The organism is Terracoccus sp. 273MFTsu3.1, from assembly GCF_000383675.1.
Taxonomy (GTDB): Bacteria; Actinomycetota; Actinomycetes; order Actinomycetales; family Dermatophilaceae; genus Terrabacter.
This window is the reverse complement of sequence record NZ_KB911826.1, coordinates 71,924-91,093: the sequence shown is the minus strand read 5'-3', so window position 1 is coordinate 91,093 and position 19,170 is coordinate 71,924. Positions and strand designations below refer to the sequence as shown.

Below are 19,170 nucleotides of genomic sequence, written 5' to 3'. Positions count from 1 at the left end.
CGCCGTCGAACGCCGCGTTCGATGGGGAGTCGGCGCCGGGGCGGGGCGCTGCCGGCCCCGGCACTAGGGTTGGGGCATGCGCCTGGGCGTCATCGACATCGGGTCCAACACGGTCCACCTTCTCGTCGTCGACGCACACCCCGGCGCGCAGCCGCTGCCTGCCTTCTCGCACAAGACCGAGCTCCGCCTCTCGGAGAGCCTCGAGGCCGACGGCAGCGTCAGCGAGGCGACGGCCGACCGGCTCGTCGCCTTCATCCGCGAGTGCCTCGACGTCGCGGAGGACCAGGGCGTCAGCGACCTCTTCGCCTTCGCGACGTCGGCCCTGCGTGAGTCGCCGAACGGCGAGGCGATCATCGAGCGGGTGCGCACCGAGACCGGCGTCGAGCTCGAGGCCCTGAGCGGTGCCGACGAGGCGCGGATGACGTTCCTGGCCGTCCGGCGCTGGTTCGGCTGGTCGAGCGGGCGCCTGCTCGTCGTCGACATCGGCGGCGGCTCGCTCGAGCTGGCGTGCGGTCTCGACGAGGAGCCCGACGTGGCCCTCAGCCTGCCGTTGGGTGCCGGCCGCCTGACCCGCGAGCGGCTCCCCGGTGACCCGCCCTCGGAGCTGGCCGCCCGCGAGCTGCGCGCTCACGTCCGGTCGAGCCTCGCCGAGCAGGTGCGACCGCTGCTGACGTCCGGGAGCCCCGACCGGGCTGTCGGGACCTCCAAGACGATGCGCTCGCTGGCCCGCATCGCAGGTGCCGCGCCGCGCGCCGACGGCCCCTTCGTGCGGCGCACCCTCTCGCGCGACGACCTCCACGAGATCGTCGTCCGCGTCGGACGCCTCGACACCGCCGCACGCTCGCAGCTGCCCGGGGTGTCCGAAGGCCGCGCCCGCCAGCTCTACGCCGGGGCGCTCGTCGCCGAGGCTGCGCTCGACCTGCTCCAGGTCGAGCAGCTCGACATCTGCCCCTGGGCCCTGCGCGAGGGCCTCATCCTCCGTCGCCTCGACCACCTGACGTCGTGACGCAGCGGATGCGCGGCAGACGGACGGACCGCCCCGAAGCCGCCCCGGGGGCGTGGCGCAGAATGGCCGCATGACCATCCGGGTCGGCCTGTCGACCGCCTCGCTCTACCCCGACAACGCGGCGACCGCCTTCGCGACCGCGGCGCGGCTCGGCTACGACGCGATCGAGGTCATGGTCTGGACCGACCCGGTGACGCAGGAGGCCGGTGCCCTGCGGGCGCTGTCGGAGCTGCACGCCCTGCCGATCGTCTCCGTGCACGCGCCGACGCTGCTGCTGACCCAGCGCGTGTGGGGCACCGACCCGTGGGGCAAGGTCGACCGCTCCATCGACCTCGCGCTCGAGGTCGGTGCCGGCACGGTCGTGCTGCACCCTCCCTTCCGCTGGCAGCGGGAGTATGCCGCTGGGTTCGTCGACGGGGTGGCGTTGCGTGAGCACGAGTCGGGGATCCGGCTCGCGGTGGAGAACATGTATCCCTGGCGCACCGCGCGGCGTGAGGTCATGGCCTACCTCCCGCACTGGGACCCGGTGGGCCAGCCCTACGACAACGTGACCCTCGACCTCTCGCACACGGCGACCGCCGGGTCCGACGCGCTCCTCATGGCGCAGTCGCTCGGGTCGCGGCTCGCGCACCTGCACCTCGCCGACGGGCTCGGCTCGTTCCTCGACGAGCACCTCGTCCCCGGGCGCGGCGGCGAGCCGTGCGGTGCCGTGCTCGAGCACCTCGCCGACAGCGGCTGGGCCGGCGACGTCGTCGTCGAGGTGTCGACGCGCAAGGTGGGTCGGGACCAGCGTGAGGTCGACCTCGCCGAGGCACTCGCCTTCGCCCGGCTCGCCCTCGTCCCGACCCGAGGCGCCAGCCGCATCTGACCGCCTCCATTCCGCAACACACCGTGCAGGTCACAACCCACCGAGATCCGATCCCGGTCGGTTGCGATCTTCTCGGTCTGTTGCCCAGGAGCGCGCGGTGCGGTGCGGGTGTGCGGGGCTTCGGTCAGGTGGCGGGGCGCCAGCCGCGAGGGCGCACCGAGACCATGTCGATGCTCGCGTCAGGGCCGGCGTCGATGGCGAGGCGCGCGGCCCGGACGACCGAGTCGACGTCGAGGTAGGCGCCCGGGTCGTACTCGTCGCCCTCGAACTCGACGAGCTCGCGCTGCATGTCGGTGTCGACCCGGCCGGGGTGGAGCGAGGTGACGCGGACACCGTGCTCGCGCTCCTCCTGGCGCAGCGAGTCGGTGAGCGCTCGGAGGGCGAACTTCGAGGCACAGTAGGCGCCCGAGGCCGGCGTCGCCGTCAGGCCCGAGCCCGAGTTCACGGTGACGACGAGGCCGTGCGCGGCCCGGAGCGCCGGCAGGAGCGCGCGGGTCACGGCGGCGACCGCGACGACGTTGACGGTCATCGAGTCGGCCCAGTCCTGCACGGGCGAGTCGGCGACGGTGCCGTTGCGCAGGACGCCGGCCGAGTGGACCAGCACGTCGACACGCGGGAGGCGCGTGGCGAGGGCCGCGAGGGCGGTCTCGAGCGACCCGCCGGGAGAGCAGTCGGCGAGGTCGGCGACGAGGCCCTCGGCCGACGGGAACGCGGCGACGACGTCGGCCACCGAGTCGGCGCTGCGACCGCCGATGACGAGGTGGTGCGTGGCGGCGAGGTCGCGGGCGATGGCGAGTCCGATGCCGCGCGTGCCGCCGGTGACGACCGCGACCGGACGCCCGTCCGGAGCGGTTGTGGTGGCGTCGGACGGTGGCGCAGGGCTCATGCCGCCACCCTACGAGCCCCCACGTCCCACTCGAGTGAGCGCCCCGTCCCACTCGAGTGAGCGCCCCGTCCCACTCGAGTGAGCGCCCCGCCCCACCCTCACCAGACCGGGTGTGACTACGGGCGCACTCGACTGGTGCTACGCGCTCACTCGACTGGGACTGCGCGCTCACGCGACGGGAGGGAGGGTGCGCCGCGAAGGGCGGGAGGGCGGCATACGCCATCGGTCGAGCGGGTGCGGGGTCAGGCGAGGCCGAGGGCCTGCGCCTCCTCCCAGAGGTCGTCGCGGACGCGCGGGTGGGCGCAGTTCTCGATGATGTCGTGGCACTGGTCCTTCTCGCTGCGTCCCCACAGCGGCGCGACGCCCTGCTCGGTGACGATGGCGCTCTGCTGGAAGCTCGTCACGGGCTCGTCGAGCAGCGGCACGATCGTCGACACGTCGGCGCGAGGGTGCCACGAGCGGAGCGCGATGAACGACTGGCCGCCGGCGGAGTGCAGCGCGCCGACGATGAAGTCCGTCTGCCCGCCGAAGCCGGAGTGGATGCGCGCGTTGATCCGCGAGGCGTTCGCCTGGCCGAAGAGGTCGACCTCGAGGGCGGTGTTGACCGAGGTCATCTGCCGCTGCGAGGCGATGAGACCGGGGTCGTTCGTCTTCTCGGTGCGCATCATCCGGACGCGTGGGTTGCCGTCGAGCCAGGCGTAGAGGTCGGTCGAGCCGAAGCTGAACGACGTGACGAGCGGGTGGTCCGGGTCGAGGGCACCGGCCTCGTCGAGCGCGAGGACGCCGTCGGAGAACATCTCCGTCCACATCCGGATGCCTCGGCGGGAGGTCAGCGCGGACAGCGTCGCGTCGGGCACCGCGCCGATGCCGAGCTGCATCGTCGCCCCGTCCCGGACCATGGCCGCGACGCGCTCGCCGATGAGCCGGCTCTCGGGATCAGGCTCGGTGGCCGCGTGCGAGGGCAGCGGCGCGTCGACCTCGACGACGAGGTCGACGTGCTCGAGCGGCACCTGGGCGTCGCCGAACGTGTAGGGCATCTGCGGGTTGACGACCGCGACGACGAGCCCGCCCCGGGCCCGGCACGCCTCGAGCGCCGCGGGCAGGACGTTGACCTCCAGGCCCATGCTGACCTGGCCGTTGCGCGGAGGCGCGCAGTGCAGCAGCACGGCGTCCGGCGGCAGGGCCCGGCCGTAGAGCAGCGGCACGAGCGACAGGCGCGAGGGCACGTAGCGCAGGCGGGGGTGCCGACGCATACCCGGTCCGACGAAGCACGTCTCGACGGTGACGCCCTCGCGGTCGGGAAGCCCGGCAGGCGCGTTGAGCGCGTGGAGCACGTAGCTCGGCTGGGCCGCGTCGAGCGCCCGGACCGCCTCCCAGGGGACCGCCATGTTGCCGCTGACGACGACACGGGGGTTGTCCGGGAGTGTTCGAAGCCGCTGGGTGAGCTCGTCGATCGTCGCCGTCCGCACCCCTTCATCCTCGCGCAGCGCACGCCCCGGCGAGGGCGTATGCCGTCCGGCGTGACGAACGTCGCCCCGACCCTTCGCACGTGGCGTGGGTCGGGGCGACGACGGTGCGGAGCCGGCGGGTCAGCTGGCCTTCTTGGTGGCTGCCTTCTTCGTCGTGGTCTTGGCCGTCGACTTCTTCGCCGTCGTCTTCTTGGCCGTCGTCTTCTTGGCCGCGCTCTTCTGCGTCGTGGTCTTCGCGGCCGTCTTCTTCGCGGGCTTCTCGTCGGCGGAGTCGGAGTCGGAGTCGGAGGCGCTCGGGCCGCCGGTCTTGGCGGCCTTGGCCTTGTCGACGCTGCGCTGCAGGGCCGCGAGCAGGTCGACGACCTCGGTCTCCTCGCCCTTGGCCTCAGGCGTCTCGGTGATGTCGCCGCCCTCGATCTTCGTCGCGACGAGCTGCGTCACGGCTTCGGCGTAGTCGTCCTCGAACTCCTCGGGCTCGTAGTCGCCCGACAGCGAGTCGACGAGCGAGGAGGCCATGGCGAGCTCCTTGGCCGTCGCGTGCGTCTCCTCCGAGAGGGACTCGAACTCGGGCGCCCGCACCTCGTCGGCCCAGAGGAGCGTCTGGAGCACGATGACGCCGTCGCGCACACGGAGCACCGCGAGCGTCATCCGGGTGCGCACCGACACGGTGACGAGCGCCATCCGGTCGGCCTTCTCCAGCGCGTCACGGAGCAGGACGTAGGGCTTGAGGCCCGTCTTGTCGGGCTCGAGGTAGTAGCTCTTGTCGAAGAGCAGCGGGTCGATCTGCTCAGACGGCACGAACTTCTCGATCGAGATCTCCTTCGTCGACCGCGTCGGAAGGCTCTTGAGGTCCTCGTCGGTCAGCACAACCATCTGGCCGTCGGCGGCCTCGTAGCCCTTGGCGATGTCGGAGTAGGGCACCTCCTCACCGTCGATCGAGCAGACGCGTTGGTACTTGATGCGGCCGCCGTCCTTCTCGTGGACCTGCCGGAACTGCACGTCGTGGTTCTCGGTCGCCGAAAAGAGTCGGACCGGCACATTGACGAGGCCGAACGACACGGCGCCTTTCCAGATGGCTCGCATGAGAACAAGAATGCACCCATGCGCCCCATGCTCGCGACGCCGACGACGACGATTCCGCTCGGCGACCGCTGGCAGCACGAGGTCAAGTGGGACGGCATGCGGGTGCTGGCCGACGTCGTGGACGGCGAGATGCGCCTCTTCTCCCGCACGGAGCGTGACGTCACCGTCGCGTTCCCGGAGCTGCGTGGACTCGCGAACGAGTACGCCGACATGCTCCTGGACGGCGAGATCGTCTCGATGCGAGACGGCGTGCCGTCGTTCGCCGCGATGGCCGAACGCTTCCACGTGACCGACGCCCGCCGCGCCGCGATGCTCGCCGAGGCCGCGCCAGTCACCCTGATGACCTTCGACCTGCTGCGGCTCTACGGGGTCGACCTCATGCCGCGCACGTGGACCGACCGGCGCTCGACACTCGAGCGCCTCGAGCTCAGCGCCTCGCGCTGGCAGACCCCGCCGACCTTCGCCGACGGGGCGACGCTGCACGCCGCGACGAAGGAGCAGGGCCTCGAGGGCATCGTGTCCAAGCGTGTCGACTCCGTCTACGTCCCTGGGCTCCGCTCGCCCTACTGGCTCAAGTCGCCCCACCGCGGCACCGTCTCCGTCGTCATCGGCGGTTGGCGACCCGAGTCCACGGGCACCGTGTCGAACCGTCTCGGGGCCGTCCTCGTCGGGGTCCCCGGCCCGGGCGGCCTGCGCTACCTCGGGCGCGTCGGGTCGGGTCTCGCGGGCAAGACGGGGCAGGCCCTGATGCGCGACCTCCAAGCCCTCACCTCGGCCGAGTCGCCTTTCGCCACAGACGTCCCCGCCGAGGACTCGAACGGCGCGACGTGGGTGCACCCGGTGCTCGTCGCCGACGTGCAGTCGCTGGGACTGAGCGGCCAGGGGAGACTGCGCCAGCCGGCATACAAGGGCCTGCGCAGCGACCTCACGCCCGGTGACGTCGACGACCACGGGGACGGTGAGTGATGGCCTACGTGCCGACCAAGGTGACCGTCGAGGTCGACGGCCGCCGGATGAAGCTGTCGAGCCTCGAGAAGGTGATGTACCCGAAGGCGGGCACGACCAAGGCCCAGGTCATCGACTACTACGCGCGCATCGCGCCGGTGATCCTCCCGCACCTGCGCGACCGCGCCGTGACGCGGATCCGCTTCCCGCACGGGGTCGGTGACATGCAGTTCTTCGAGAAGAACATCCCGGCGGGCACGCCGGCGTGGATCCGGCGTGCGGGGCGCGACCCCGTCTTCCCGCTCATCGACGACCTCGCGGGACTCACCTTCTTCGCCAACCTCAACTCCCTCGAGCTGCATGTGCACCAGTGGCGCTACGAGGGGGAGGGGCGCGACGCGGTGCCGCTGAACCCCGACCGGCTCGTCATCGACCTCGACCCCGGGCCCGGCACCGGCCTGCACGAGTGCGCCCGCGTCGCGCTCGTCGTGCGCGAGCGCCTCGGCCGCATCGGGCTCGCCACCGTCCCGGTGACCAGTGGCAGCAAGGGACTCCAGCTGTATGCCGTCCTGCCCGGAGCGCACACGAGCGACGAGATCCGCGACACCGTGCAGCAGCTCGCCCAGGAGCTGACCAAGGCGCACCCCGACCTCATCGTGTGGAAGATGGCCAAGGAGCTGCGGCCCGGCAAGATCTTCCTCGACTGGAGCCAGAACGTCGCCGCCAAGACGACCGTCTGCCCCTACTCGCTGCGCGGGCGTGACCGTCCGACCGTGGCGGCGCCGCGGTCGTGGGACGAGATCGAGGCGGGTGCCGAGGGTGGCGAGCTCGAGCAGCTGACGGCCGACGAGGTGCTCGACCGCGTGGCCCGGGACGGTGACCTGGCTGCCGAGATCACGGGCTGAGTGCTGGTCCGGCGAGTAGGGCGACGTCGCGGCGTACGGACCGGCGACGCTGCGGCGCTGCGGCGCTGCGGCCCTGCGGCGCTCGCACGAGGACGGGGCGGACTCCGTCCGGTCCGGAGCAGCGAGAGGGCCCGGCACCTGAGTGCCGGGCCCTCTCGGTTGCGTCGCTGACCCGGGGTCAGTGCGCCTTGTCGTAGGCCGCCTGGACGTCGGCCGAGATGCGGCCCCGGTCCGAGACGGTGTGGCCGTTGGCGCGGGCCCACTCACGGACCGCGCCGAGGTCGCTGCGCTTGGCCGAGCCGGCGCCCGCGCGACGACGCGAGGCGGCCTTGGCCGAACCCGCCCGACGTGCGTGACCGGTCCACGTCGCGAGGTCGTCGCGAAGCTTGCGGGCATTCTTGTCGGACAGGTCGATCTCGTAGGTGACGCCATCGAGGGCGAAGGTCACCGTCTCGGCAGCCTTTCCACCGTCGATGTCATCGATCAACACCACTTCGACACGCTGAGCCATGTTTCTCCATCTGAAGTTGTTCGCTAATTCGGAGGGGATTCCGCGAATACGCGACTCGCGGGGCACGATCAATTTAGCGCGAAGAGTCCGCGAATGCATTTCCATCGAAAGAATGGCGCGGTCGATGACTAAAGAGATGCGCCGACGTAGAGGAATGACGGAAAGGCCGTGATCCTGCCGTGGCGGGTCCTTTGTCGGACGCGCGGTCGACGACACGCGCCGGGCGCGCTCTGCGCTCCGGGGGCTCTGCGCTGCGGGGCTCTGCGCTCCGGGGATCTACGCTCCGTCGCTCAGCGTTCTGTCGTCGGGGTGGTCTCGGCGCCCGGCGCAGCCGTGTGCGACGCCTCGTTCGCGGCAGCCTCGCGACGGTCGTGCTCGGCCTCCCACCTGGCCTGGGCGAGGCGCTCGCGTCGGTCTCCCTCGAGGATGCTCTTGATGACGAAGTAGAAGAGCGCACCCACACCGACCGTCGGGACGATGGCGAGCACATAGGGCATGACCGATTCCATGCCGACATTTTCTCACGGCGCCACGGCCGCCCCTCACGAGCGCTGTCGCACCCCCACCGTACGGTCGTGCCATGGCTACGAGGACGACGACCCGACGCACCCCCGGCTTCCGCTGCGGTGAATGCGGGTGGACCACCGCCAAGTGGGTCGGTCGGTGCGGCGAGTGCCAGGCCTGGGGCACGGTGGCCGAGACCGGTGCGCCCGCAGCCGCCCGCACCACGGCGGCCTCCGTCGTCACCCCGGCCCTGCGCATCGGCGACGTCGACGTGACCCGGGCGGCCGCGCGGCCCACCGGCGTGGCGGAGTTCGACCGCGTGCTCGGCGGTGGCCTCGTCCCCGGCGGGGTCGTCCTCGTCGCGGGGGAGCCCGGCGTCGGCAAGTCGACGCTGCTGCTCGACGTCGCCGCCCGAGCGGCCCGGTCGGGCTCCGAGGTCCTCTACATCAGCGGCGAGGAGTCGGCCGCCCAGGTGCGCACGCGGGCCGAGCGCATCTCGGCGATGGCCGACACGCTCTACCTCGCAGCCGAGACCGACCTCGCGACGGTCCTCGGCCACGTCGAGGCCCGCTCGCCGGGCCTGCTCGTCGTCGACTCCGTCCAGACCATCGCGAGTGCCGACGTCGAGGGCCAGGCCGGCAACGTCTCGCAGGTCCGGGAGGTCGCAGGTGCACTCATCGCGGCGGCCAAGGCGCGTGGCACCGCCGTGCTCCTCGTCGGCCACGTGACCAAGGACGGCTCGATCGCCGGTCCTCGGGTCCTCGAGCACCTCGTCGACGTCGTCATCCAGTTCGAGGGCGACCGGCACTCACGGCTGCGACTCGTGCGCGCCGTGAAGAACCGCTTCGGCCCCACCGACGAGGTCGGCTGCTTCGACCTGTCCGACGTCGGCATCACCGGGCTGGCCGACCCGAGCGGGCTGTTCCTCTCGACGCGTGACCATGCGGTGCCGGGCACGTGCGTCACCGTCACGCTCGAGGGCCGCCGACCGCTCGTCGCCGAGGTGCAGGCGCTCGTCGCACCGTCCACGCTGCCGTCGCCGCGACGCACCTCGAGCGGTCTGGACGCCTCGCGGCTCGCGATGATCATCGCCGTTCTCGACAAGCGCGCCGGGGCGCCGGTGGGTTCGCGCGACATCTTCGCGGCGACCGTCGGCGGGGTACGCATCACCGAGCCCGCCGCCGACCTCGCCATCGTCTGCGCCGTCGCGTCGTCCGTCATCGACAAGCCCCTCGCCAGCGACGTCGTCGCCTTCGGTGAGGTCGGCCTCGCCGGCGAGGTGCGCCGCGTCACCGGTCTGGACCGCCGTCTCGCCGAGGCGGCCCGCCTCGGATTCCGCCACGCCCTCGTGCCCGCAGGCAGCCTGTCCGACTCCTCCGTGCCGGCCGGGATCCGTGCCGTCGAGGTCGCCGACGTCCCGCGGGCCATCGAGGCGATGGGGCGCCTCGCCGGTGGACGGTCAACGAGCGCACCGGCCGTCGGCACCGTCTAGACTGCGACCGACCGGGGTGGACGCGCTCGGCGCCCCCATTGCGAACAGGGAAGTGATGGACCGGAACGACGAGCTGCTGCTGCGTGCGGCCCTCGCCGCCGTGGCACCCGGAACGGAGCTGCGCGACAGCCTCGAACGCATCCTCCGTGGACGCACCGGAGCCCTCATCGTGCTCGGCTTCGACCGCGTGGTCGACTCGATCTGCACCGGCGGCTTCGTGCTCGACATGGAGTTCTCGGCGACCCGCGTGCGCGAGCTGTGCAAGATGGACGGCGCCGTCGTGCTCGACCGCGAGGGCACCCGCATCCTGCGCGCCGCCACCCAGCTCGTGCCCGACTCCCGCATCGAGACCACCGAGTCCGGCACGCGTCACCGCACGGCCGAGCGCGTGGCCAAGCAGACGGGCTTCCCCGTCATCTCCGTCAGCCAGTCCATGGGCGTCGTCGCGCTCTACGTCGGCGACCTCCGACACGTCATCGAGGGCTCGCCCACGACGCTGTCGCGCGCCGACCAGGCCCTCCAGACCCTGGAGCGCTACAAGGCCCGCCTCGACGAGGTCACGGGCACGCTGTCCGCGCTCGAGATCGAGGACCTCGTCACCATCCGCGACGTCACCGCGGTGCTCCAGCGCCTCGAGATGGTGCGGCGCATCTCGGCCGAGATCCAGGACTACGTCGTCGAGCTCGGCACCGACGGTCGCCTCCTCAGCCTCCAGCTGGAGGAGCTCGTCGGCGGGCTCGGCAACGACCGCGAGCTCGTCATCCGCGACTATCTCCCGGCGACCAAGTCGGGCCTGACCCTCAGCGACGCGCTCGCCAACCTCCAGGCCCTCAACTCGGTCGAGCTGCTCGACCTCGCGGCAGGTGCCCGCGCCGTCGGCTTCTCGGTCGTCGGCGACAGCCTCGACGCCCCCGTGTCGCCGCAGGGCTACCGCCTCCTGACCAAGGTGCCGCGCCTGCCCACGGCGATCGTCGACCGGCTCGTGTCGCACTTCGAGTCGCTCCAGCGCCTGCTCGCCGCCGGCATCGAGGACCTCATGCTCGTCGAGGGCGTCGGTGAGGGCCGCGCCCGGGCCGTGCGCGAGGGCCTCTCGCGGCTCGCCGAGTCGAGCATCCTCGAGCGCTACGTCTGACCGGCCCCGCCGCCGTCCGAATTCGTATGCCGTCCCGCGAGGTCCCGCTTTCGCTGCTCCACGAGCGCGTCAACGCCTGGTACGCCGAGTCCGGGCGCAAGGAGCTGCCGTGGCGAGCGCCGGACGCCAGTCCCTGGGGTGTCTTCCTCTCCGAGGTGATGTCGCAGCAGACCCCGCTCGCCCGGGTCGAGCCGATCTGGCGCGCGTGGATGGAGCGGTGGCCGACGCCGGCCGACCTCGCGGCCGCTGCGCCGGGAGATGCCGTGCGCGCCTGGGGTCGCCTCGGCTACCCGCGGCGCGCCCTCCGGCTGCACGAGGCGGCACAGGTCATGGTCGAGCGTCACGGTGGCGAGGTGCCGAACAGCCCCGAGGCGCTGCTGGCCCTCCCCGGGGTCGGGGCCTACACGGCGGCGGCCGTGTCCTGCTTCGCGTTCGGCATCCCCGAGGTCGTCGTCGACACCAACGTCCGGCGCGTGCTGGCCCGCACCCTCGAGGGCAAGGCCTTCCCGAACCTCACGCTCAACCGCGCCGAGGCCCGGCTCGCCGCCGACTCGATGCCGCCCGACCGCGGCACCGCGAACACGTGGAACGTCGCCGTGATGGAGCTCGGCGCCCTCGTCTGCGTCGCGCGGGGCCCACGCTGCGACGAGTGCCCGGTCGCCGACCTGTGCGCGTGGAACGTCGCCGGGCGGCCGGCCTACGACGGACCGCCCCGGCGGGGCCAGTCCTGGCACGGGACCGACCGCCAGGTGCGTGGCGAGCTGCTGCGCCGCCTGCGCGACGCCCACGCGTCGCTGCCGCTCGCCCAGCTCGAGGACTCCGCCGACGACCGGGTGCAGGTCATGCGCTGCCTCGACTCTCTCGTCGCCGACGGCCTCGTGGAGCCCCTGTCGCGCCAGAGGTTCCGCCTCCCCGCCTGACCTACCTCACTCGAGTGAGCGCGCAACCCCACTCGAGTGAGCGCGCAACCCCACTCGAGTGAGCGCGCAACCACACTCGAGTGAGCGCGCAACCACAGTCGAGTGGGCCCGTCGTCACAGCACCGATGTGACGTGTGGGACGGCGCGGCCACTCGATGTGACCAGGTGCTCACTCGACTGAGTCCAGGTGCTCACTCGACTGTGACAGGGTGCTCACTCGAGTGGGGCGGGGCGCCGGTCAGACGTTGCCGAGGACGGAGCGCACGTCGATCGCGATGACGACGCGCTCGGGATTGGGGCGAGGCTCGCGGTAGCGGGCGGCATACCTCTGCTCGGCGTCGGTGACCGAGGCCGGGTCGTCGACGATGCGGGCGGTGCCCTGGAGCGAGAGCCAGTGGCGCCCGTCGACCTGGCACAGCACGGCGGCACACCCGGCGAGCGCGTTGCGGGCCTTGCGGCTGTCGCGGCTCGTGATGACGCGGGCGACCGACGTCTCGGGGTCCCAGGTGAAGCCGACCGGCACGACGTGGGGCGAGCCGTCCGGCCGCACGGTCGTCAGCGTCGCGAGGTGACGCACCGACAGGAACTCGAGGGCCTCGGGGGAGAGGTCGCGCGGAAGGGTGGCCACGGGCCACAGACTACGAGAGCCCGGCATGTCACCGGCGCACCCCGTTGATCCCGGGGCGCCTCGTCGGTAGCGTGGCCCCTTGTGCCTGCCCCCGTCCGTGCGTCGTGAAGACCTTCTGGCTGCTCGTCCGGGCCGGCTTCAGGAGGCACTCGACGTATCGGCTGGCCCTGCTGGCCGGGATGACGACGAACTCGGTATTCGGCTTCATCCGTGCCTCGATCCTGCTCGCCGCCCTCGCGTCGGCCGGCACGGCCATCGGCGGCTACGACGCCCCGACGACGATCGCGTTCGTCTGGTGGGGTCAGGCGCTGCTCGGCACGGTCAACCTCTGGGGCTTCGCCGAGGTCAAGGACCGCGTCCGCACCGGTGACATCGCCGTCGACTTCCTCAGACCTGTCGACCCGCAGATCGCTTATCTCGCAGGCGATCTCGGACGCGCGGGCATCAACCTCGTCGGCCGGGGAGTGCCCGCGCTGCTCCTCGGTGCCCTCCTGTTCGACATGGCGTGGCCACCGTCCGCCGTCAGCTGGGTCGCGGGCGCCGTGTCGATCCTGCTCGCCGTGGTCGTGGCCTTCTCGGGCAACTTCGTCATCAACCTGCTCGCGTTCTGGCTCGTCGAGATCCGCGGCATCACGCTGCTATGGATGATCACCGGTGGCCTGCTCTGCGGTCTCTACCTGCCCGTGCCGTGGTTCCCGGACTGGCTGCGCACCATCGCCAACTGGTCGCCCTTCCCGTCGATGCTGCAGAACCCCATCGACATCCTCGCCGGACGCGTCGTCGGCGACGACATCGCGTCGGCCGTCGGGGTGCAGGTCTTCTGGGCCGTCGCACTGCTCGCCCTCGGTCAGGTCGTGCTGCGCGCGGGTCGTCGACGGCTGGAGGTGCAGGGTGGCTGACGCGACGCTCTCCCAGCGGCTGCGCCCCTACCGGGTGCTGCTCGCGTCCCGAGCCCGAGCCCAGATGCAGTACCGCGCCTCGTTCGTCACCGACATCCTGGGCACCGTCGGCGTCGGCCTCGCCGAGTTCGCCGAGGTGTGGGTGATCTTCCACAACGTCGACGTGCTGGGTGGGCTCGACTTCACGGCGGCCCTGCTCGTGTTCGCGCTGTCCAACCTGGCCTTCTCGCTCGCCGACATGTTCGTCGGTCACCTCGACCAGCTGCCGCGCTACATCCGGGCCGGCCAGGTCGACGCGTTCTACGTGCGCCCGCTGCCGCTGCTCGCCCAGCTCATGACGAGCGACCTGTCCCTGCGGAGGGTCGGCCGGCTGTCCGTCGCCCTCGTGGCCCTCGGCGTCGCCCTGACCACGGCCGACATCGCATGGTCGCCGGCCACCGTGGCGCTCATCGTGCTCACCGTGGTCAGCGGCACCGCGATCTTCTCGGCCCTGTTCACGGCGGCGGGCGGGCTCCAGTTCTTCCTCGTCGACGGCGCGGAGTTCACCAACGCCTTCACCTACGGCGGGTCGTATGCCGCCCAGCAGAGCCAGCAGGTCTTCCCCGACCTGCTGCGGATCTTCTGGACCTTCGTCGTGCCGACGGCCTTCGTCGCCTACATCCCGGCCGTCGCGATCCTCGGCCTCGACGACCCGCTGGCGCCGACCTGGCTCGCATGGCTCACCCCTGTCGCCGGGCTGCTGGCCTGGGGGATCGCCGCCACGTGCTGGCGCCTCGGCACTCGTCACTACCAAGGAGCAGGCGGATGAGCATCATCGAGACGCGCGACCTCGTGCGCGACTTCAAGAAGACGCGGGCCGTCGACCGGATGACCTTCTCGGTCGAGCCCGGCGAGGCCGTCGGCTACATCGGGGCGAACGGCGCCGGCAAGTCGACGACGATCAAGATGCTGACCGGCATCCTCAAGCCGACCTCCGGTCACGTCCGCACCTGCGGGCTCGACCCGATGCGGCAGCGGGTCGAGGTGGCTCGGCGCGTCGGGGTCGTCTTCGGCCAGCGCTCCCAGCTGTGGTGGGACCTGCCGCTGCGCGACTCCTTCGCGATCCTCGGGGCCATCCACCGGATGGACGAGGCGGCGACGCGGGCCCGCACCGACCTGCTCGTCGAGCAGCTCGAGATGGGCCCGCAGCTGGGGACGGCAGTGCGCTCGCTGTCGCTCGGCCAGCGGATGCGGGCCGAGATCGCCGCCGCCCTGCTGCACTCACCGGAGCTGCTCATCCTCGACGAGCCGACGATCGGCCTCGACGTGCTCTCGAAGCAGCGGCTGCGCGAGTTCCTCGTCGCCGAGCGCCGTGAGCAGGGCACGACCCTGCTCCTGACGACGCACGACATGGGCGACATCGAGCGGCTCTGTGACCGGGTCCTCGTCGTCGACCACGGCCGGCTCGCCTTCGACGGCACCCTGACCGGGCTGGCGGGCACGGTCGGCGCGCAGCGGATCCTCGTCATCGACCTCGCCCAGCCCACGCCGGACCTGCACGACGTCCCGGGAGCGACTCTCGTCGACAGCGAGTCGGACGGCCTGCGGCAGCGGCTGTCGTTCGACGCCGAGGCCACGACCGTCGCGGCCGTGCTCGCGCACGTCTCCTCGCGCCACGAGGTGCGCGACCTGACGATCGAGGAGCCTGACATCGAGGACGTCGTCCGGCGCATCTACGCCGCCTCGGGCCGCACCTGACCACCAGCCAGAACGTGGAGCGGCCCTACCGGCGAGAGGCCCGACGAACGGGGCCTGGCGGGTGCCCTTCGACGGTGGGGAGATCCGAGCCGGGGTCAGAGGGTGCGGAGCATCCGGGTGTTGCCGAGGGTGTTGGGCTTGACGCGCTCCAGGTCGAGGAACTCGGCCACTCCCTCGTCGTAGGAGCGCAGCAGCTCGGCGTAGACATCCATCGGGACGGCCTGGCCCTCGATGACCTCGAAGCCGTGCCGGACGAAGAAGTCGGTCTCGAAGGTCAGGCAGAAGAGCCGCTCGACGCCGATCTCGCGCGCGTCCTCGACGAGCGTCTCGAGCAGACGTCCGCCCAGTCCGGTGCCGAGCTGGTCCGGGGCCACCGCGAGCGTGCGGATCTCGGCGAGGTCCTCCCACATGACGTGGAGGGCGCCGCAGCCGACGACGCGGCCGTCGAGGTCGGCGACGCGGAACTCCTGGAGGCTCTCGAAGTAGGTCACCGCCTCCTTGCTGACGAGCACCCGACGCTCGGCCAACGGCGCCACGAGGGCGCGGATGGCGCGGACGTCGGAGGTGCGGGCCCGACGGATGACGGGGGTGCCGCCGCTCACGAGAGGTTCCCGTCGCGGAACTCGGCGAAGAGGGTGCGGGCCTGCCTGCCGAGCACGACGATCGACTGCTGGCCCGCCCACCCGAAGGCTCCCTGCGCGACGCCTCGGCCGACCCGCAGCGGGCTCAGCTGATGGAGGCCTGCGGCGAAGGTGAGGATCTGCTCGGCCGAGAGGTTGCTCCGACCGACCGCGCTGAAGCTCGTCAGCGCCGACGGGATGGCGATCGGGCCGGCGAGCTTCGCCTTGACCGCGGCGGCCAGGATGACCTCTCCCTGGTGGCGCGACCTGCCGAAGTCCCCGTCGGGCAACGTCTTGCGCTCGCGGGCGTAGGCAAGGGCCTCGGCGCCGGAGAGGGTCTGGGCGCCGGCCTTGATGACGAGGTTCTTGGCGTGCGAGGCCACGACGGTCTTGGGGATGACGATCGGGATGCCCCCCTCGTCGTCGACGATCTTCTTGAACCCGCTGAAGCCGAGGACGACGTAGCCCTCGACGGGGAGACCGGTCACGGACCTGACGGTGCTCACCTGCGCGCGGGGGCCGCCGAACACCATGGCCGAGTTGATCTTGCCCTTGCCTCCGGTCGCCAGCGGGACCCACAGGTCGCGGGCCATTCCCATGACGCCGCCGCCACCCTGGCCGTCGATGCCGATGACCTGGAGCACGTCGGCGCGGGTGCGCTCGAGCGGCTGGCCCTTGCGAGCGTCGGAGCCGATGGCGAGCACCCAGCGCGGTCCGCCGCCGAGGCTCGGCTTCGCGACCCCGAGCGACGGCCACCAGCCGCCGACGACCTTCCACGTCGGCCCGACGGCGAGCGTCACGTCGTCGCCGGCGGTGACGACGGCGACGGGCGTGCCCAACCACGAGCCGACCTCGGCCCGGGCCGTGACCGGGCCGGGGGCGGCCTTGCGCGTCTTGAGGGCGGCCGCGGCCGAGTGGGAGGACGTATGCGTGAGGTCGCCCCCGGCATACAGCCTCGAGACCAGCGCAGCCAAGGGCGCCGGCGCCCCGCTCACGCGAACCCCTGAGGAGGAGGGCTTCGACCCGGACGTGGCGCCGTCGGCCGTGGCGGACGCTCCGACCGCCGAGCCGGTCCCGCCCGGTGCGCCTGTCGAGCAGCCGGCGAGGGCCACCGCGGCAGCGACCGAGACGGCCCCGGCACGCGCCACCACGAGCAGTCGCGAGCGGGCCGGACGACGGGTGTCGGCGGGCAACGCAGACGGCTGGCGGACGTCGGTGGGGCGGGGCTGGGAGGTCACCGCCCCACCGTAGACGACCGGTTCAGGCGACGCGGGAGGCCGTCCGTACGAGTGACCGAGAGGCCAGGACCGAGGCCAGGACGACCGCCCCGGCGACGGCCGAGGTCACGACGAAGCGCACGACGAGGCCGCTGTCGAGGGCGCTCGTGAAGGGCAGCATGAGCACGAGCACGAAGCCGGCGGACAGCGCGATCGTCACCGACAGCGGCAGCGCGACCTCGAGCGCGCGTGCCCGGTGGAGCGAGCGCTCGCTCGTGCCGGCCAGCGCCAGCGCGCGGTACTGCTCGCGCTGGTCGAGCACCCGGGCCGCCTGGACGACACCCGTCGAGGTGGCGCCGACGATGGTGATGATGACGAGGGTGACGAGCGCGCCCGTGCCGAGGTCGTCGGCGAGGTAGCGCTCGAGCGGCGTCGTCGGGTCGTCGACCTGCGCAAGGCTCGTGAAGCCCACGACGACGACGGCGAGGCCGAGGGCGCCGACCGCGCGCCACGTGCTCTTCGGGTCGTCGGCGATGCGCCGGGCCGCCAGCAGCGTCGCAGCGGTCGGGGCGAGACGGGCCGCGCCCCGGCCGGCCACCATGACGACCCACGGCCCGACCGCGTTGACGGCGAGGATCATCGCGCCGAGCACGAGCACGATCGTCATCCGCTGCGGCTCCTTCATCGGCGTGATGACGAGCACCCACGCAGCTCCGGCGGCCAGGGCGACGAGCACCCGCAGGACGCTGAGACGCTTCGGGCGAGTGCGGGCAGCCACGCCGAGCGGGCTGATCGCCACCCGGGCGAGGCTCGACGCGCCGGACACGACCGCCACGACGACGACGGCCGCGACGACGGCCAGCGTCTGCCCCAGCGGCAGCACGAGCTCGCGCAGCTCGAACGGGCGGCCCTGGAAGCTCAGCCGGGCCACGACAGGGAGGACGGCGAGGTAGAGCACGACGCCGGTCAGCGCACCGACGACGGCCTGGGCCGCAGCCTCGGCCAGCGTCATGAGCGTGACCTGTCCCGACGTCGCACCGGCGAGACGGAGCGCGGCCAGCCGCTGGTCGCGGCGGGCGATCGCGAGACGCGCCGCGACACCGCCGAGCGTGAGGATCGGGATGACCATGCACGTCGTCGCGATCCAGGCGAGGGTCACGTAGAGGTTGCCGAGCGCCGCCTCGTCGCTGAGGTGGCCCTCGAGCCCGCCCGGTGGCAGGGGGTTGCGCGCCTCGAACGCGCGCAGCCCGGCGACGCAGACGAGCAGGGCGGCCGTCGCGACGGCGAACGAGACCACCGCGAGGATGCCGGGCACCCTGTTGTCGGCCGCGCCCGCGTGCCGCAGGCGCCACCAGAGCTCGGTCGCGGCCCTCATCGCGTCGCCGCCGGAGCAGCCTGCACCCGGCCGGCCGCGGCGCGGTCGTCGGCGACGGCGTCGGGCGCAACGCGGCCGTCGCGGACCCGGACGACGCCGTGGCACCAGCGGGCGACGTTCTCGTCGTGGGTCACGACGACGAGCGACGCGCCCGTGTGCGCCGCGAGCTGCGTCAGGTGGTGCATCACCTCGGCGCTCGTCGTCTGGTCGAGCGCACCGGTCGGCTCGTCGGCGAAGACGACACCGGGCCGGGCCACGAGCGCCCGCGCGATGGCGACGCGTTGCGCCTGTCCGCCCGAGAGCTCGCCGGGTCGGCGCTTCTCGAGGCCCGAGAGGCCGAGCGGGGGGAAGAGCGTGGCCGCTCGCGCCGCCGCCTCGGACCGCCTGACCCCGCCGAGCATGAGCGGCAGGGCGACGTTCTCGATCGCCGGCAGCTCGGGCAGGAGCATGCCCTGCTGGAAGACGAAGCCGAAGTCCTCGCGGCGCAGCACGGTGCGCTCGCGGTCCGACATCCGGGCGATGTCCCGGCCGCGCCACAGCACCTGGCCGCCGGTGGGTCGCAGGATTCCGGCGAGGACGTGCAGCAGCGTCGTCTTGCCCGAGCCGGAGGGCCCCATCACGGCCAGGCTCTCCCCGGCGCGGATCGTCAGGTCGACGCCGCCGAGAGCGGGCGGCCCGGCGGAGGCCCCGGAGCGTCCGTAGGTCATGACAAGATCCCGGGCGACGAGGTCGCGGGTCGGGTCGGCCGGCGCCGCCGGTGACGGACGCGAGGGGGCCGGGGCGCCGACGAGGCCGACGGCGGGGCTGACCGGGGAGGCGACGGTGGGGCTGACCGGGGAGGCGACGGTGGGGGAGGCGACGGTCGGGGAGCCGGGGCGCTCGGGCGCGCCGCACGGCATACGGGCTGGGTCGTAGTAGCTCATGGACCCACCCTCGCGGGAGTGGGGACGGTCCCACATCGGGCCGTGGTCGC

At 72.4% G+C, this 19,170-nt stretch carries 20 protein-coding genes; 10 read left to right on the top strand and 10 right to left on the bottom strand.

What is annotated here, in order from left to right; translation table 11 throughout:
• Nucleotides 1-76: 76 nt before the first annotated feature.
• Together H283_RS0118895 and H283_RS0118890 are read left to right on the top strand one after the other, a co-directional pair.
• Nucleotides 77-1,006 (top strand): Ppx/GppA phosphatase family protein, encoded by a 930-nt coding sequence (locus H283_RS0118895; RefSeq protein WP_020145090.1) that lies wholly within the window; start codon nt 77-79, stop codon nt 1,004-1,006.
• A gap of 70 nt (nt 1,007-1,076) precedes the next feature.
• Nucleotides 1,077-1,874: a sugar phosphate isomerase/epimerase gene (locus tag H283_RS0118890; RefSeq protein WP_020145089.1), complete on the top strand. Its 798-nt coding sequence runs from the start codon at nt 1,077-1,079 to the stop codon at nt 1,872-1,874.
• A gap of 124 nt (nt 1,875-1,998) precedes the next feature.
• Here H283_RS0118890 and H283_RS0118885 read toward each other — a convergent pair whose 3' ends face one another.
• From H283_RS0118885 to H283_RS0118875, 3 genes are all read right to left on the bottom strand, one after another.
• Nucleotides 1,999-2,760 (bottom strand): SDR family oxidoreductase, encoded by a 762-nt coding sequence (locus H283_RS0118885; RefSeq protein ID WP_020145088.1) that lies wholly within the window; start codon nt 2,758-2,760, stop codon nt 1,999-2,001.
• A 242-nt stretch (nt 2,761-3,002) separates the two neighbouring features.
• Nucleotides 3,003-4,229: an acetyl-CoA hydrolase/transferase family protein gene (locus tag H283_RS0118880; protein ID WP_020145087.1), complete on the bottom strand. Its 1,227-nt coding sequence runs from the start codon at nt 4,227-4,229 to the stop codon at nt 3,003-3,005.
• Nucleotides 4,230-4,349: 120 nt separating this feature from the next.
• On the bottom strand, nt 4,350-5,312 hold the full coding sequence (locus H283_RS0118875) for a Ku protein (protein WP_028785737.1): 963 nt from the start codon (nt 5,310-5,312) through the stop codon (nt 4,350-4,352).
• 18 nt (nt 5,313-5,330) lie between these two features.
• Between H283_RS0118875 and ligD (H283_RS0118870) the strand changes: the two genes are divergently transcribed.
• Together ligD (H283_RS0118870) and ligD (H283_RS0118865) are read left to right on the top strand one after the other, a co-directional pair.
• On the top strand, nt 5,331-6,278 hold the full coding sequence (ligD, locus tag H283_RS0118870; protein WP_043650158.1) for a non-homologous end-joining DNA ligase: 948 nt from the start codon (nt 5,331-5,333) through the stop codon (nt 6,276-6,278).
• A complete protein-coding gene (gene ligD / locus H283_RS0118865) occupies nt 6,278-7,162 on the top strand; it encodes a non-homologous end-joining DNA ligase (protein ID WP_020145084.1) in 885 nt (294 codons plus the stop codon). Before ligD (H283_RS0118870) ends, ligD (H283_RS0118865) begins: the two co-directional genes overlap by 1 nt.
• A 178-nt stretch (nt 7,163-7,340) precedes the next feature.
• Here the strand turns inward: ligD (H283_RS0118865) and H283_RS0118860 are convergent, their stop codons facing one another.
• On the bottom strand, nt 7,341-7,673 hold the full coding sequence (locus H283_RS0118860; RefSeq protein WP_020145083.1) for an Lsr2 family protein: 333 nt from the start codon (nt 7,671-7,673) through the stop codon (nt 7,341-7,343).
• 290 nt (nt 7,674-7,963) lie between these two features.
• The gene (locus H283_RS25735) at nt 7,964-8,182 is read right to left on the bottom strand and encodes a hypothetical protein (protein WP_020145082.1); all 219 of its coding nucleotides are present in this window, start codon (nt 8,180-8,182) and stop codon (nt 7,964-7,966) included.
• A gap of 71 nt (nt 8,183-8,253) precedes the next feature.
• On the opposite strand from H283_RS25735, the gene radA reads away from it, so the two are divergent.
• From radA to H283_RS0118840, 3 genes are read left to right on the top strand one after another with little or no spacing between them, the layout of a single operon-like run.
• Nucleotides 8,254-9,669 carry a DNA repair protein RadA gene (radA, locus tag H283_RS0118850; protein ID WP_020145081.1) on the top strand — a complete coding sequence of 472 codons (1,416 nt, stop codon included), beginning with the start codon at nt 8,254-8,256 and terminating at the stop codon, nt 9,667-9,669.
• Between the two features lie 55 nt (nt 9,670-9,724).
• Nucleotides 9,725-10,801 (top strand): DNA integrity scanning diadenylate cyclase DisA, encoded by a 1,077-nt coding sequence (gene disA / locus H283_RS0118845; RefSeq protein ID WP_020145080.1) that lies wholly within the window; start codon nt 9,725-9,727, stop codon nt 10,799-10,801.
• Nucleotides 10,802-10,827: 26 nt separating this feature from the next.
• The gene (locus tag H283_RS0118840; RefSeq protein ID WP_020145079.1) at nt 10,828-11,721 is read left to right on the top strand and encodes an A/G-specific adenine glycosylase; all 894 of its coding nucleotides are present in this window, start codon (nt 10,828-10,830) and stop codon (nt 11,719-11,721) included.
• A gap of 238 nt (nt 11,722-11,959) precedes the next feature.
• On the opposite strand, the gene H283_RS0118835 is transcribed toward H283_RS0118840, so the two are convergent.
• Nucleotides 11,960-12,349 (bottom strand): pyridoxamine 5'-phosphate oxidase family protein, encoded by a 390-nt coding sequence (locus H283_RS0118835; protein WP_020145078.1) that lies wholly within the window; start codon nt 12,347-12,349, stop codon nt 11,960-11,962.
• A 104-nt stretch (nt 12,350-12,453) separates the two neighbouring features.
• Between H283_RS0118835 and H283_RS0118830 the strand changes: the two genes are divergently transcribed.
• Genes H283_RS0118830 through H283_RS0118820 form a run of 3 tightly spaced genes read left to right on the top strand, consistent with a single transcriptional unit; the run spans nt 12,454 to nt 14,985 of the window.
• Nucleotides 12,454-13,248: an ABC-2 family transporter protein gene (locus H283_RS0118830; RefSeq protein WP_020145077.1), complete on the top strand. Its 795-nt coding sequence runs from the start codon at nt 12,454-12,456 to the stop codon at nt 13,246-13,248.
• Nucleotides 13,241-14,056 carry an ABC transporter permease gene (locus H283_RS0118825; protein WP_020145076.1) on the top strand — a complete coding sequence of 272 codons (816 nt, stop codon included), beginning with the start codon at nt 13,241-13,243 and terminating at the stop codon, nt 14,054-14,056. The genes H283_RS0118830 and H283_RS0118825 overlap by 8 nt, the downstream gene beginning before the upstream one ends.
• Entirely contained in the window at nt 14,053-14,985 is a 933-nt protein-coding gene (locus tag H283_RS0118820) for an ATP-binding cassette domain-containing protein (RefSeq protein ID WP_020145075.1), read from the top strand. The genes H283_RS0118825 and H283_RS0118820 overlap by 4 nt, the downstream gene beginning before the upstream one ends.
• 95 nt (nt 14,986-15,080) lie before the next feature.
• On the opposite strand, the gene H283_RS0118815 is transcribed toward H283_RS0118820, so the two are convergent.
• From H283_RS0118815 to H283_RS25730, 4 genes are read right to left on the bottom strand one after another with little or no spacing between them, the layout of a single operon-like run.
• A complete protein-coding gene (locus H283_RS0118815) occupies nt 15,081-15,587 on the bottom strand; it encodes an amino-acid N-acetyltransferase (protein ID WP_020145074.1) in 507 nt (168 codons plus the stop codon).
• Entirely contained in the window at nt 15,584-16,843 is a 1,260-nt protein-coding gene (locus H283_RS0118810) for an LCP family protein (RefSeq protein ID WP_028785735.1), read from the bottom strand. The genes H283_RS0118815 and H283_RS0118810 overlap by 4 nt, the downstream gene beginning before the upstream one ends.
• A 22-nt stretch (nt 16,844-16,865) precedes the next feature.
• Nucleotides 16,866-18,197 carry an FtsX-like permease family protein gene (locus H283_RS0118805; protein ID WP_020145072.1) on the bottom strand — a complete coding sequence of 444 codons (1,332 nt, stop codon included), beginning with the start codon at nt 18,195-18,197 and terminating at the stop codon, nt 16,866-16,868.
• Nucleotides 18,194-19,120, bottom strand: a complete 927-nt coding sequence (locus tag H283_RS25730) for an ABC transporter ATP-binding protein (RefSeq protein ID WP_231372324.1) — start codon at nt 19,118-19,120, stop codon at nt 18,194-18,196. The genes H283_RS0118805 and H283_RS25730 overlap by 4 nt, the downstream gene beginning before the upstream one ends.
• Nucleotides 19,121-19,170 lie beyond the last annotated feature (50 nt).

What these genes read in the sequence shown, in the direction of transcription:
- H283_RS0118895 (WP_020145090.1), top strand. Translation starts at nt 77, where the DNA reads ATGCGCCTGGGCGTCATCGACATCGGGTCCAACACGGTCCACCTTCTC.
- H283_RS0118890 (WP_020145089.1), top strand. Translation starts at nt 1,077, where the DNA reads ATGACCATCCGGGTCGGCCTGTCGACCGCCTCGCTCTACCCCGACAAC.
- H283_RS0118885 (WP_020145088.1), bottom strand. Translation starts at nt 2,760, where the DNA reads ATGAGCCCTGCGCCACCGTCCGACGCCACCACAACCGCTCCGGACGGG.
- H283_RS0118875 (WP_028785737.1), bottom strand. Translation starts at nt 5,312, where the DNA reads ATGCGAGCCATCTGGAAAGGCGCCGTGTCGTTCGGCCTCGTCAATGTG.
- ligD (WP_043650158.1), top strand. Translation starts at nt 5,331, where the DNA reads ATGCGCCCCATGCTCGCGACGCCGACGACGACGATTCCGCTCGGCGAC.
- ligD (WP_020145084.1), top strand. Translation starts at nt 6,278, where the DNA reads ATGGCCTACGTGCCGACCAAGGTGACCGTCGAGGTCGACGGCCGCCGG.
- H283_RS0118860 (WP_020145083.1), bottom strand. Translation starts at nt 7,673, where the DNA reads ATGGCTCAGCGTGTCGAAGTGGTGTTGATCGATGACATCGACGGTGGA.
- H283_RS25735 (WP_020145082.1), bottom strand. Translation starts at nt 8,182, where the DNA reads ATGGAATCGGTCATGCCCTATGTGCTCGCCATCGTCCCGACGGTCGGT.
- radA (WP_020145081.1), top strand. Translation starts at nt 8,254, where the DNA reads ATGGCTACGAGGACGACGACCCGACGCACCCCCGGCTTCCGCTGCGGT.
- disA (WP_020145080.1), top strand. Translation starts at nt 9,725, where the DNA reads ATGGACCGGAACGACGAGCTGCTGCTGCGTGCGGCCCTCGCCGCCGTG.
- H283_RS0118840 (WP_020145079.1), top strand. Translation starts at nt 10,828, where the DNA reads ATGCCGTCCCGCGAGGTCCCGCTTTCGCTGCTCCACGAGCGCGTCAAC.
- H283_RS0118820 (WP_020145075.1), top strand. Translation starts at nt 14,053, where the DNA reads ATGAGCATCATCGAGACGCGCGACCTCGTGCGCGACTTCAAGAAGACG.
- H283_RS0118805 (WP_020145072.1), bottom strand. Translation starts at nt 18,197, where the DNA reads ATGAGGGCCGCGACCGAGCTCTGGTGGCGCCTGCGGCACGCGGGCGCG.
- H283_RS25730 (WP_231372324.1), bottom strand. Translation starts at nt 19,120, where the DNA reads ATGAGCTACTACGACCCAGCCCGTATGCCGTGCGGCGCGCCCGAGCGC.